Annotated in this window: 11 protein-coding genes and 1 pseudogene; 5 read left to right on the top strand and 7 right to left on the bottom strand. The window is 73.7% G+C overall.

Annotation, left to right across the window (positions count from 1 at the left end):
* A pseudogene (locus tag GTW40_RS13975) lies at nt 1-466 on the bottom strand (N-acetylmuramoyl-L-alanine amidase); the annotation flags it as partial.
* A 285-nt stretch (nt 467-751) separates the two neighbouring features.
* Complete coding sequence (locus GTW40_RS13980) at nt 752-1,888, bottom strand: aminoglycoside phosphotransferase family protein (protein ID WP_161180501.1); 1,137 nt, start codon at nt 1,886-1,888, stop codon at nt 752-754.
* Nucleotides 1,889-2,144: 256 nt separating this feature from the next.
* Between GTW40_RS13980 and GTW40_RS13985 the strand changes: the two genes are divergently transcribed.
* The gene (locus GTW40_RS13985; RefSeq protein ID WP_161180502.1) at nt 2,145-3,629 is read left to right on the top strand and encodes a hypothetical protein; all 1,485 of its coding nucleotides are present in this window, start codon (nt 2,145-2,147) and stop codon (nt 3,627-3,629) included.
* 11 nt (nt 3,630-3,640) lie between these two features.
* Here GTW40_RS13985 and GTW40_RS13990 read toward each other — a convergent pair whose 3' ends face one another.
* The 3 genes from GTW40_RS13990 to GTW40_RS14000 all read right to left on the bottom strand — a co-directional run bounded on the left by GTW40_RS13990 (nt 3,641) and on the right by GTW40_RS14000 (nt 7,588).
* The gene (locus tag GTW40_RS13990) at nt 3,641-4,990 is read right to left on the bottom strand and encodes a SpoIIE family protein phosphatase (RefSeq protein WP_161180503.1); all 1,350 of its coding nucleotides are present in this window, start codon (nt 4,988-4,990) and stop codon (nt 3,641-3,643) included.
* Nucleotides 4,991-5,277: 287 nt separating this feature from the next.
* A complete protein-coding gene (locus GTW40_RS13995; protein WP_161180504.1) occupies nt 5,278-5,793 on the bottom strand; it encodes a DUF4232 domain-containing protein in 516 nt (171 codons plus the stop codon).
* Nucleotides 5,794-5,938: 145 nt separating this feature from the next.
* Nucleotides 5,939-7,588: an alpha/beta hydrolase gene (locus tag GTW40_RS14000; RefSeq protein ID WP_161180505.1), complete on the bottom strand. Its 1,650-nt coding sequence runs from the start codon at nt 7,586-7,588 to the stop codon at nt 5,939-5,941.
* Between the two features lie 364 nt (nt 7,589-7,952).
* Here GTW40_RS14000 and GTW40_RS14005 point away from each other — a divergent pair, with 364 nt between their 5' ends.
* The 3 genes from GTW40_RS14005 (at nt 7,953) to GTW40_RS14015 (ending at nt 10,645) form a co-directional block, all read left to right on the top strand.
* Entirely contained in the window at nt 7,953-8,669 is a 717-nt protein-coding gene (locus GTW40_RS14005; protein WP_161180506.1) for a chaplin, read from the top strand.
* 273 nt (nt 8,670-8,942) lie between these two features.
* A complete protein-coding gene (locus GTW40_RS14010) occupies nt 8,943-9,797 on the top strand; it encodes a GNAT family N-acetyltransferase (protein ID WP_161180507.1) in 855 nt (284 codons plus the stop codon).
* A gap of 71 nt (nt 9,798-9,868) precedes the next feature.
* Nucleotides 9,869-10,645 carry a GNAT family N-acetyltransferase gene (locus GTW40_RS14015; protein WP_161180508.1) on the top strand — a complete coding sequence of 259 codons (777 nt, stop codon included), beginning with the start codon at nt 9,869-9,871 and terminating at the stop codon, nt 10,643-10,645.
* 82 nt (nt 10,646-10,727) lie between these two features.
* Here the strand turns inward: GTW40_RS14015 and GTW40_RS14020 are convergent, their stop codons facing one another.
* Complete coding sequence (locus GTW40_RS14020) at nt 10,728-10,991, bottom strand: GlsB/YeaQ/YmgE family stress response membrane protein (RefSeq protein ID WP_161180509.1); 264 nt, start codon at nt 10,989-10,991, stop codon at nt 10,728-10,730.
* A 382-nt stretch (nt 10,992-11,373) separates the two neighbouring features.
* Nucleotides 11,374-12,003 carry a sigma-70 family RNA polymerase sigma factor gene (locus tag GTW40_RS14025; protein ID WP_202485856.1) on the bottom strand — a complete coding sequence of 210 codons (630 nt, stop codon included), beginning with the start codon at nt 12,001-12,003 and terminating at the stop codon, nt 11,374-11,376.
* Nucleotides 12,004-12,097: 94 nt separating this feature from the next.
* Between GTW40_RS14025 and GTW40_RS14030 the strand changes: the two genes are divergently transcribed.
* Nucleotides 12,098-12,934, top strand: an 837-nt coding sequence (locus GTW40_RS14030) for a MerR family transcriptional regulator (protein WP_161180510.1), incomplete at its 3' end; no start/stop codon positions are given.

Genomic DNA, 12,934 nt, shown 5'->3' on the forward strand with positions numbered 1-12,934 from the left:
CGGGCAGGCCGGTCAGCTCCGCCGCGCGGCGCAGCGTGGTCAGACGGGCCGGGAGAGCCGAGGCGGGCGGCGCCTCGGCACGCGGGCGCAGGGGAGCGCGGGCGCTGTCGCCGCGCGGGTCCTCGGTGCCCTCGGCGTAGTGCTCGGTGGTGGCGAGCGCCGTGCGGGCGTCGGTCAGATGCATCGGGCCGTACCCGCCGCTCACGCTGGGGGCACCGGCGTGCGAGTCCCAGCGCGACTGGAGGTAGGAGACGGCCAGCAACAGGCTCTGCGGCACGTGGTACTCGGCCGAGGCGGCGGCGAACGCGCGCTGGAGGCTGTCGTCGGACGGCGCGGGAGCCGCGCCGGAGGACGGGGCCGCGCCGAGCAGCGGCAACAGCAGGACGGCGCCCGCGAGGGCGCCGGTGGTGCGGTTCAGCCGTCTGCGGCCGGGGGCGGATGTCGGGTCGGTGGCGAATCCTCGCAATGCGGCCTCCTGTGACGGGCGGGCGTGGCGGGACGGGCGGCGCCGAGCTGGGTCAGTGGTACCGGCTGGCCGACGATCCGTCAATCATGCCTTCGGGGAGGCGATTTCCCATGTCACAGATGGGTCCGGCGAGTTTCGCGGCGGCGGGTGGCGGGCCTGCGGGGCGTCAGTGGAGTAGACCAACGTCACCGGCCCGCGCCGAGCGAACCGGGGGTTGGACCCGGCAGCCCGGCAGAGGAGAAATCCGCGGTGCGCCGCCGCTCCGGGCGCACCGCGGAGTCCGTGTCAGCGGGTGCCCACCGCCGCCCGCACGGCCTGCCGGGCCAGGTGGCAGTCGTCGTGCAGGCGTCGCAGCAGCAGCCGCTGTTCCTCCCCGCTCGGCACGCCACCCGCCCGGGGCGCGGCCGGGGCCGTCTCGTGCATCGAGCGCTGGATGGCCGTCTCGTAGCGGCGGATCTCTTGGGTCAGCACCAGCATCAGGTTCACCAGGAAGGCGTCGCGCGAAGCGGGCCCGCCGAACTGGGCGATCTGGCTGATGTGCCGCCGGGCGTCCGGGGCGCTGCCGAGGGCGAGCCACAGGGTGGCCAGGTCGTACCCCGGCAGGTACCAGCCCGCGTGCTCCCAGTCGACCAGGACCGGGCCCGCCGGGGAGAGCAGGATGTTCGACAGCAGGGCGTTGCCGTGGCAGAACTGGCCCATGCCCTGGCGGCCCGCCGAGTGCGCGATGCCGTGCAGCAGCTTCTGCAGGTCGCCCAGATCACGGTCGGTCAGCAGCCCCAGCTCGTGATAGCGGTTGATACGGGCCGCGTAGTCCAGCGGGGCGTCGAAGGTGCCCGCCGGGGGACGCCACGCGTTCAGCCGGCAGATCGCGCCGAGCGCGGTCCGGATGTCCGGGCGGGCCGGGGCGTCCATCGGGTGGCGCTGGAGCGCGGCGACCCGGCCGGGTACCCGCTCGATCACCAGTGTGCAGTTGTCCGGGTCCGCCGCGATCAGCCTCGGCACCCGCACAGGGGGGCGGTGCCGGACGAACGAGCGGTATGCCGCTATCTCGTGCCTGACGCGCTCGGCCCAGGAGGGCGAGTGGTCCAGCAGACACTTCGCCACGGCCGTGCTGCGGCCCGCCGTACCCACGAGGGTGACGGAGCGGCCGGTGCGGCGCAGTACCTGCACCGGGGCGAACTCCGGGCAGATGCGGTGCACGGCGTTGATGGCGCCGCGCAGTTGGGCCCCCTGGGGGCCGGACAGGTCCAGTCTGCCGCTGAGCGGCTGCGCGCCGGGCTGGCCCGGGATGCGCGCTGCGCGGCCCACGACCGGCACGGATGTTCCGGGCCGCGCCGCCGGGTCGAGATACGGTCCGCCGCCCGCCGGGCGGGGACGCGGAGGCCGGGGCGGAGCGGACACGGAGGACGATGCTGCGTACATGGGAGATACAGATCCCTTCGTGTGCCTGCGGTGCCTGTCCTGACAGTCCTTGAGCTGTGCTCGCGCCGCCCGGCCCGGCCCCTCGGAACACCCTGGGGAATGTCCCGGGGTGACCGGGTCGGGGTGGCGCTTTCCTACCTGACACCCGATGTCCACTGGCACACCATCTGGCGCACCCTGGCGAACCCTGGCGAATAGTCGCCCGGCAACCGGCACGGGGCTACTGTCAACTCAGCCGAGAACCTGGGGGCTTGACGTGAGCGGACAACCCAACACCCGCTTCGCTGACCTGTTCGGCCTGGCCGGCTGGTCGAAGGGCGAACTCGCGAGACTGGTCAACCGGCAGGCGGCGGCCATGGGCCACCCGCAGCTGTCGACCGACACCTCCCGGGTGCGGCGCTGGATCGACACGGGAGAGATCCCGCGCGATCCGGTGCCGAGGGTGCTGGCGGCTCTGTTCACCGAGCGACTCGGCCGTGTCGTGACCATCGAGGACCTCGGTCTGGTACGGCACGGGCGTGCGGGGAAACGGCAGGGCGACGGGAATGCGGATCATCCCGACGGCGTGCTGTGGACGCCCGGACGGACCGCCGCGGTCCTCACCGAATTCACGGGAATGGACCTCATGCTCAACCGACGCGGCTTGGTGGGCGCGGGTGCCGCGCTCGCCGCGGGAGCCACACTCAGCAGTTCCATGCGCGACTGGCTGCACACCGACCCTGCCCTGAAGGCCGACGCCCCCGTCTTCGACGATCCCCTGCACGCCGACCCCGCCGGGTTCGACCGCTACGAGGCCGCCCCCGTCGGGGAGCAGGAGGTCGAGGAACTCGAGGGCTCCGTCGCGGTGTTCCGCGCCTGGGACGCGGCACGCGGCGGCGGCCTCCAGCGCAAGGCGGTCGTGGGCCAGCTCAACGAGGTGGGCGGCATGCTCGCCTACCACCACCCACCCCAACTCCAGCGGCGCCTGTGGGGCGTCGCGGCCAACCTCGCGGTCCTCGCGGGCTGGATGTCGCACGACGTGGGCCTGGAGCCCACGGCACAGAAGTACTTCGTCATCGCCGCGCACGCCGCGCACGAGGGCGGCGACCGGCCGCGCGCCGGGGAGGCCCTCTCCCGGGCCGCCCGCCAGATGGTGCACCTGGGCCGGCCCGACGAGGCCCTGGACCTGATGAAGCTCGCCCACTCCGGCTCGGGGGAACGTCTCCAGCCGCGTACGAAGGCGATGTTCCACACCATCGAGGCGTGGGCGCAGGCCGCGATGGGCAAGGGCCAGGCGATGCGGCGCACCCTCGGTCAGGCGGAGGACCTCTTCGTCGCCGACCGCCGCTCCGAGACGCAGCCCGACTGGATGCAGACCTTCAAGGACGAGGACCTGTACGGGATGCAGGCCCTGGCCTACCGCACGCTGGCCGAGTTCGACCCGAGCGCCGCCGCGCACGCCCAGTACTACGCGGAGAAGGCCCTGGCGCTCAGGGTCGACGGACGGGAGCGGTCGAAGATCTTCGACCATCTCTCCATGGCCTCGGCCTGCTTCATCGCCGACGACCCCGAGCAGGCCGACCGGTACGCCCGGCTCGCCCTCCTGGCGATGGGCGCCAACTCCTCGCGGCGCACCTGGGACCGGCTGCTCCAGATGTACCGGCTCAGCGCGGAGTACGCGGGCTACCCGGGGATCCGCCAACTGCGGGAGGAGATCAGGACAGCGCTGCCCAGGCAGCGGGGGAGGAGTGCGGAGGCCTGAGGGCCGCTCCGTCAGTCGGCGACCCTGGCCACCAGCAGGCAGGCGTCGTACGCCCGTCCCGCCGTGCCGAACGCCTCGGCGACGATCCGCGCGCACTCCGGCGCGGTGGACGCCGCGGCCAGGAGCGGGCCGAGTCCGAGCAGCCGGTCTAGTGCCGTGGACCCACCGGTGCCGAGAAGCAGTCCCTCGGTGTGCAGCAGGAGCAGATCGCCCTGTTCCAGGGTGAGTTCGGCCTGCCTTCCGGCGGTTCCGGGCGCGTCGTCCGGTGCGGTCAGCACATGCCCCGTCCCGTCGCGGAACAGCAGCGGGGCGGGGTGGCCGGTGCGCGCCCAGGTGAGGGTGCGGTCGCCGGGGGTGTAGCGGCAGCACACGGCGCCGCTGAGCGTGGCGGGCGGTGCGGAGGCGCCGAGTACCTGGTCGAGCACGGTGAGCAGGGGGCCGGGTCCGGTGCCGGACAGGGCCATGCCGCGCACGGCACCCAGCAGGACGGCCACGGCCGGTACCGGGCTGCCGTGCTGTCCGGTGAGGTCACCGGCGCTCAACAGGAAGGCGCCGTCGGGGAGTTCGAGGGCGTCGCACCAGTCGCCGCCCGCCGTGGCGACCGCCTCGGAGGGCAGGTGCCGGGCGGCGACGTCGAGCGCGCCGGTGCCGCGACGCACGGGTTCGCTCCACAGCGGCAGCGAGGTTTCGCCGGGCGGCGCCGGGGGTCGCTGACGCAGACGTAAGGAGTCGCCGGTCTCGCGCACCGTCCGTCCCCGGCGGCGCAGTTCGCTGACGTCCCGCAGCACGGCCCACATCGAGACGGTGCCGCCGTCGGTGTCCAGGACGGGCTCGCCCATCATGTGCACGGTGCGTACGGAGGTGTCGGGCCGTACGACGCGGAACTCGCCGTCGATCGGCTTGGCGTCCACCAGGCAGGCCGTCACCATCGCGGTCAGCCGGGGCCGGTCCTCCTCGTGCACCAGGGACGGGAGTTCGTCCAGGGTGAGGGCGGGTACGACCGGGTCGAGACCGAGGATGCCGTACAGCTCGGCGGACCAACACGCCTCGTCCGTCAGGAGGTTCCACTCCGCGCTGCCGACCCGGCCGAGCAGGGCGTCGCCGTCGTGCCCGGGGCGCCGGCGGTCCGGGCCGTCCCGGAGCTGGGCCAAGTGGGCGTCGAGGTCGTCGAGTTGGTGCAGGGCCAGTTCGTACAGGGCCTGCTGCCAGCGCTCCTCCGGGTCCGAGCCGTGGTGCGGTGTGCCGCGTCGTACGGCGGCCATGTCGCCCTTGAGCCGCCGCGTCTGCGAGATGAGCGCCTCGACCGAGCCGCGTCCGGGCGGCGGGGCGGCTGGGCGGTCCGCGGAGACAGGGGACGGCATGACGCACTCCGATGGGAACGGTACGGCCGGGAGAACGGTGGAACCGCTACGACTGTGGCACAGCCCGCGACCCCTCGTAAGGGATTTGGCAACACCCGATGCGGGGGTGCTTCTGGCATATGTCAGAGTCTTTCGGACGTGGTCCTCGGTGGGTTCGGCTGTACGGGCGGGGGGCGTCAAGTCGTAGGAAAGCTAAGGCATTTGACGCATCGGGGAGCAGTGTGGCCGAGAGTTCGGCCACGCGTTCGGTGCTCGTGTGTTCGGGAGCGGAAAGGGGTGGTGTGCGCTCAGCGGAGGCCGATCGCCCGGTCCGCCGCCGCGCGGCTCGGCTGCCACCACGTCGTCACCGGCTCCCACACCAGGACCCGGGTCCCGGTGCCCAGCCGTCCGGCGGAGAAGACGGCGCCCCAGCGCCCGGCCGCGTCGGACACATGGACCGAGTGGGCCCGGCGGGCCTCCGGGTCCCGCGGATCGCCGATGGTGCGCACGGCCGCGTGCGCGGTCTCCCGCGCGCCGATCCGGTAGGTGCCCGCGCCGCCGTCCGGCACCGGCAGCGCGGCCCCGTCCAGACCGCCGAAGCTGACCACGGGCACCCGCTGCACGGTGCAGGCGCGGCCGCCCCGGTTGGTCACCGAGAACCGCACGACGGTGCGATCGGCGGCCGCCGCCGCGGCCCGCACGGTCAGTTCACCCTGGGTGCACGGGGCGACCCGGGCGGGGGCCGCGTGACCGGCCGGCGCGGTCAGCAGCACGGCCCCGGTGGCGAGGACGGCGGAAGCGGCGGCGAAGGCTCGGATACGCATGACGGACTCCCTGATCACGGTCGACGGCACGGCCGGCGGACCACGGTCCGCCCGACCGGTAGGACGGCGCTCCGGCCTGAGAGGTTGTACCGGAATCGGCGCTGTGACCCGATTGCGCTACACCTGTCACCCTTCCCGGGGCGGCTCACTCGTCGCCCTCCGCCGGTGAACTCCAGGAGTTGCCGTCCGCGGGGCAGGAACTTCCGTTCGGCGGCAGCGAGCCGTACAGCAGGAAGTCGTTGACCTTGCGGTGCACGCACTTGGAGGAGGCGTAGCCGGTGTGGCCGTCACCCTTGTTGTCGAGCACCACGGCCGAGTCACCCAGCCGCTCGGCCGTCTCCACGGTCCAGCGGTACGGCGTCGCCGGGTCGCCGCGCGTGCCGATCAGCAGCATCCGGGCGGACGGCACGTCCTTCACCTCGTCGCGGATGTAGTCCGTGCCCTTGGGGCGGCCGTAGCACATCAGCAACTGGGTGAGCCGGTAGCGGCCGAAGACCGGGGACGCCTCGTCGTAGGCGGAGCGCAGGTCCTTGAGGTCCTTGGTGACGCGGGCGTCCGACGGGCGGTCCGGGTCGTCGGCGCAGTTGATCGCCAGCAGCGCGGCGGGCAGGTTGTCGACCGGCACCGCCTGTGTGTCGGTCAGCCCGGTGTGCCCGCCACCCTTGCCGTTGCCCTTGTCGCCCCCGCTCCCGCCGCCCTCGGAGCGCGGCGGCGCGGTGATGCCGCCGGTGGCGAAGCTGAGGACACGCCGGGTGTCGCCGTCCTCGACCAGGGAGGCCAGCGCGCGCTCCAGCGACGGCCACAGCTGCTTGCTGTACAGGCCCTGCCCGATCGCGCCCACCAGGTCCTGGCCCGAGAAGGTGCCGCCGAAGTCCGTGGGCACCGGGTTCGCGTCGAGCGAGCGCACCAGCTGAACCACCTGGTCGCGGGCCGCGCGCCGGTCCTGTCCGAAGGGACAGCCCACGTCGTCCGCGCACCAGTCCACGAAGGAGTCCAGCGCCGTCTGCTGCCCCTCGGCACCGGCCCTGCCCTGCTCGGACAGCGGCTCGGTGAGTGTGTCCACGCCGTCCAGGGCGATGTGCCCGACCTTGTGCGGGAACCGGGCCGCGTAGACCGCGCCGAGCCGGGTGCCGTAGGAGAAGCCCAGGTAGTCCAGCTTCTTGCGGCCCAGCGCCTGGCGGATCACGTCCATGTCGCGTGCCGCGTCGACCGTGCCCATGTGCTGGAGGACAGGGCCGGAGTACTTGGCGCACAGCTCGGCGGACTGCCGCAGCCGGGTCAGCAGCGTCCGCGGGCGGCGGACGTCCAGGTCCGAGTCCGAGGCCGCCGCGTCCGCCGCCGGGTCCTGGCCCGCGCCGCAGGTGACGGGGGAGGAGCGGCCGACGCCGCGCGGATCGAAGGTGACCACGTCGTACCCGTTGGTCAGGTCCATGAAGGCCTTGCCGCTCGCGGCGAGCTGGGCGACCCCCGGTGCCCCGGGGCCGCCGAAGTTCAGCAGCAGCGAGCCGTGCTGTTTCCCGGTCGCCCGGTAACGGGCCAGCGCCAGATCGAGGGTGGCGCCGCCGGGGTGGGCGTAGTCGAGCGGGACGGTGACCTTGCCGCACTGGAGGTCCCGGGGCATGTCGGGGCTCTCGCAGGCGCCCCAGGCCACCTTCTGCCCGTAGAACCGGGACAGTCCGGGCGCGGGGGCGTCGGCCGCCGCGACCGGCAGCCCGGCGCCGAGCAGCGCGAGGGTGAGGACACCGGCGCACGCGCCGCGTCGCAGGGCGGGTCGTCTGGTCAGCTTCGCCGGCATCGATCGCCTCCCGGGACGCGGCCGACCGGGGGATCTGGAGCCGCGCCGTCCTCACCATAAGCGGGCCCCGCGGCCGCCGCCTCCCGGCGGGTGCGGGGCCTCCGGGGGCCGTACCCTGCCCGCCCGTCGGGGGCCGTGTGCTCGATTCCGGACGCGTTCATGACCGATTCGCGGTCGTTTGGAAGGTCACTTCTGACTCGTTCGGGCGTCGTCAAGCCATTCGATGGACCGGGCCACTCGATGGGGTGAAAGCAGGAATAGCCATAACTCGGATGGTCCGGCCGCGTTCTATGTGGTGCGGGCGACTGCCCGCGACGATCTCTGGAAGGCAGGCAAACCTATGAAACGGGCTACCCGTAACGGTGTGATCGGTGTGGCCGCCGCTTCCGGCGCGATGGCCATGGCGATGCCGGTGTCCGCCGCCTTCGCGGCCGGCGGCGCCTCTGCCGACGGCGCTGCGGTGGGCTCGCCCGGTGTGCTCTCCGGCAACACCGTCCAGCTCCCGGTGAGCGTGCCGGTGAACGCGTGCGGCAACACGGTGAACGTGGTCGGGCTCCTCAACCCGGCGATGGGCAACTCCTGCGCGAACGTCGGTTCCGACTCCGAAGGCGGCGGCAGCGGCTCCGGTACTTCTGGCGGCTCCGCCCACGCGGGTGTCGGCACGGCCACGTCCGGTTCCTCGGCGCACGCGGTCACGCAGAACTCGCCCGGCGTGCTCGCGGGCAATGGCATCCAGCTGCCCGTGGACGTGCCGGTGAACGCGTGCGGCAACAGTGTCGACGTGGTGGGAGTGGCCAACCCGGCTTTCGGCAACCACTGCCAGAACGGCCCGGAGGAGGAGATCACGCCTCCGCCGGTGACCCCGCCGGTCACCCCGCCCCCCACCGAGCCCCCGGCCACGCCGGAACCCCCGGCTCCGCCGAAGTCCCACCCCAAGCCGCACACCCCCGCGGCGCCGCCCGAGGGCACCCTCGCGCACACGGGTACGGACGCGACGGCCCCGGCGCTCGCGGGCAGCGCGGCGTTCATCGTCGCCGGAGCGGCCCTGTACCGCCGCTTCCGGCCGACCCGCGTCGGCTGACAGCGTCGGCGCACGGCCCCACCGGACGCGATCGGCCTCGGTGGGGCCTTTGACATGGACGGCGGAGCCGGGCCCGCCGGACGTGTCCCCAACCACCGCACACCGGTGCCCCGTTGACTTCGGCGATGCCTGAAACCGGCGTGGCGTGCGCACCCGGGATCGGGAAGGATGCGGCGGGTGCGGCACGCCGTCGCACCGTCCGTGGTCCCACCCGCGCGGAGCCCGCCCGTATGCCGGGACGGCCGCGCGGCCCCCAGGAAATGGAGCGCACCGATGACGTCACCGGCCCCCCAGGATCTCGTCGTCACCCAGGCCACCCTCGCCGACTGGCCGGTGATCAGCGCGTGGGCGGCGGCGGAGGGCTGGAACCCGGGACTGTCCGACGGTCCCGCCTTCTTCGCCCAGGACCCCGAGGGCTTCTTCCTCGGCCGGATCGACGGCGAACCGGTCTCGGCCGTCTCCGTGGTGAACTACGGCGACGACTACGCCTTCCTCGGCTGCTATCTCGTACGCCCCGACCTGCGCGGCCAGGGACACGGGCTCGCCACCTGGAAGACCGCCCTCGCACACGCGGGCACCCGCACCGTCGGCCTGGACGGCGTCGTCGCCCAGCAGGACAACTACCGCCGCTCCGGCTTCGAACTCGCCCACCGCACCGCCCGCTACACCGGCCCCGCCCCCACCGGCCCCGCCCCCGACGGCGTACGCCCCGCCGAGGCCGCCGACCTCGCCGACGTCATCGCGTACGACGGCGCCTGCTCCCCGGCCGACCGCCCCCGCTTCCTCGCCGAGTGGCTCGCCCTGCCCGGCCACCGCGCCTTCGTCCGCGAGGACGCCGGACGGCTCACCGGTTACGGCGTGATCCGCCCCGGGCACGACTGCCCGCGCGTCGGCCCCCTGTTCGCCGACACCGCCGACGACGCCCGCGCCCTGGTGACCGCGCTCGCGGGCGAGTTCGCGGGCGAGCGGATCGCCGTGGACATCCCCGAGCCGAACAAGGCGGCCGTCGCCCTGGCGCTCGACCTGGGCCTGACCCCCTCCTTCGAGACCGCCCGCATGTACACCGGACCGGTCCGCGAGCACGCCTTGGACCGGGTGTTCGGCGTTGCCACCCTCGAACTCGGCTGACCGTTCCCCGGCGCCCTCCCGCGCGGACAAAATCCGTTGCCCGTGCGGGAGTCGGCTGCTGGAGTGGCCCCATGGACGACACAGCGGTACTGGCCGCGTACGACCGTCAGATGCGTGAGGGTGCGCGGGCCGACGGCCCGGATATGCGGATCGAGAGAACCGGCGCCGTGGTGCGCCTGGTGTCCGGGACGGGTGGGTGGAACGCCGTCCTCTGGTCCGGGCTCGACGAGACGGACGCGCACCGGGCCATCGAGGAGCAGATCGCCCACTTCACCGGCCTCGGCCAGGAGTTCGAGTGGAAGCTCTACGGACACGACCGGCCCGCCGATCTCGGTGACCGGCTCATCGCCGCCGGATTCCGGGCCGAGGACGAGGAGACCGTGATGGTCGCCGAGACCGACCGCGTGGCACAGGACGCCGAGCCGCCCGCCGGGGTGCGGGTCGTCCGGGCCACCGACGAGGCCGGGATCGAACTCGTCGTGCGCGTGCACGAGGAGGCGTTCGGGACCGACGGCACCCGGCTGCGGCACCAGCTGCTCACTCAGCTCGCCGCCGACCCCGGCGCCGTCCTCGCGGTGGTCGCGCTCGCCGGTGATGAACCGGTCTCCGCCGCCCGTCTGGAACTCGTGCCGGGGACCGAGTTCGCGGGACTGTGGGGTGGCGGCACGGTGGAGCGGTGGCGCGGCCGGGGCATCTACCGCGCCCTGGTCGCCCACCGCGCCCGTGTCGCCGCCGCGCACGGCTGTCGCTATCTCCAGGTCGACGCCTCGGACATGAGCCGACCCATCCTGCAGCGGCTCGGCTTCCGGGCGCTGACCACCACGACGCCTTATCTGTACGGGGCGTGACGTCCCGTCAGTGGATCGACGGGACGTCACTCCCGGTCGTCGTCATCTCTTGTCATCTCTCAAGGATGTGACGCCGGTTCGGTCAGCGGCGTCCCCGCGACCGGTCCAGCGCCGCGATACCCGCTGCCGCCAGGGCGATCTGGATCAGCCATTCGATCCAGTCGGGCCCGTCCGTGTCCGCCACCCCGAGCCCGGCCGCGATCGCGGAGCCCAGCAGGGCGGCCACGATGCCGACGACGATGGTCAGCAGAATGCCGATGTGCTGGCGGCCGGGTACGACCAGCCGACCGAGCACACCGATGATGACGCCGATGATTATGGCGCTGATGATGCCTGAGATTTCCATGTCCACCCCTCCGGGTCCGGGCCCTCGCTGCCTTGGCATGTTCCCGCTGTAAGCGGAGGCAGTCCCCCGGAGTCGGCTCCGGCCGGAATCGGATCATCGGAGGCGGCGCCCGTCGCAGGACATGTCGCAGAACATGGGGAGGCCGGTCCGCCCGGGCGAACCGGCCTCGCGTCCTTCGTTGTCCTGCGATATCAGCGTGTGCTCCCTTCCCTCGCGTACTGCGGGGCTGGACCGCGCTGGTGGGGTGAGCGGTGCAGCACCGCTGTTCCTCATAGTTTGCCCCTTTTGCGGCTCCGTGTGTAGGGGGTGGGGCGGTTTGTCTGCGGAAACTCCCGAACCGGAGCCCGCCCCGGCCTCTTTCAGGCGCCCGCCCCGGCCCCCTTCAGGCGCCCGCCTCCGCCGGTTCCGGCCGCTCGATACCGCACCGCAGCCGGTGCAGTCCCCGGCGTGCGTGGCTCTTCACCGTGCCCAGCGGCCACCCCGTGCGGGCCGCGATCTGCGGCTGGGTGAGGTCCTCGTAGAACGCCAGATACAGCACGCGCCGCTGTGCCGGCGGGAGGCGCCCGAGCTCCCGCCGGACCAGTACCCGGTCGAGTGCCGACTCGGGTTCCGGGGCGGCCGTGGGGTCCGGCAGTGCCGTCCCCGCCGCCGTGACCAGCTCGCCGCGCCGCGTGCGCGCGGCCAATGCGTCGGCGATCTTGCGCCGGGCGATGCCGACGATCCAGCCCGGCAGCGGCCCCCGCTCCGCGCGATAGCCCGCCCGGCCCCGCCACACCCCGAGGAACACCTGCTGGGTCACGTCCTCCGCCTCCCCGGCGTTCCCGAGCGCCCGCCGCGCCAGCGTGTACACCAGTGGCGACCAGCGGTGATAGGCGGCGGCCAGACAGTGCTCGTCGCCCGCCACCAGGCCCCGCGCGATCTCCTGGTCGCCGTACGACTCCTCGGCCGCGGCCCACCGGGAGGCGATGGATTCGGCGGGGGCGGCGGCGGGCGCGGCCGGATACGGGAACATGACCTCGGCTCCTCACGGACGACGGTCAGGTCATCGTGTGAGCCGGGCACCGGCGCCCACAACTCGCATCGATTCTGCGTCGTATAGTCGCCGTATGGACGACAAACCGGTACGAACCGGACCGGACCCGGAGCCGGACCCCGAGCCGCCGCCGTCGGAGCGCCCCGCGTCCGCCGACGCGGGCCTGACCACCGGCGCCCTCGCCCGCAGGCTCGGCGTCTCGCCCACCACCCTGCGCTCCTGGGACCGCCGCTACGGCATCGGCCCGGCCGCCCGCGCCGACGGCCGCCACCGGCGCTGGGCCCCGGACGACGTGGCCGTTCTGGAGACGATGTGCCGCCTCACCGCGTCCGGCGTACCGCCCGCGGAGGCGGCCCGCGAGGCCAGGGGGCGGGCGCGCGAGAACACCCCGCCCGTCGCGCCGACCGCCCCGCGTTCCCGCGCTGCGGGACCGCTGCCGCTCGGAGACGTGCGCCAGGAGTGCCGGGGGCTCGCCCGTGCCGCCGTGCGGCTGGACGCGCCCGCCGTCGCGCGGCAACTGGACCGCGCGATCACGGAGTTCGGCCTCACCGTCGCCTGGCAGGACGTGATGGCGCCCGCGTTGCACGCCGTGGGCCGCAAGTGGGCCTCGTCCGGGGACCGTTACGTCGAGGTGGAGCACCTGCTGTCCTGGCACGTCTCCACCGCCCTGCGCCACCACACCGCTCCCGTGGGCGCGTCCGTCGCCCCGGTCCTGCTGGCCTGCGTGCCCGACGAACAGCACACCCTCCCGCTGGAGGCGCTCAACGCCTCGCTTGCCCGAAACGCCATCCCCACCCGCATGTTCGGCGCCGCCGTCCCGGCCGACGCGCTCGGCGCGGCCGTGCGGCGGCTCGGCCCGGCGGCGGTCGTGCTGTGGGCCCAGTCCCGCGCCACGGCGGCCCCGCAGCTC

Source organism: Streptomyces sp. SID4985, from assembly GCF_009863025.1.
GTDB lineage: Bacteria > Actinomycetota > Actinomycetes > Streptomycetales > Streptomycetaceae > Streptomyces.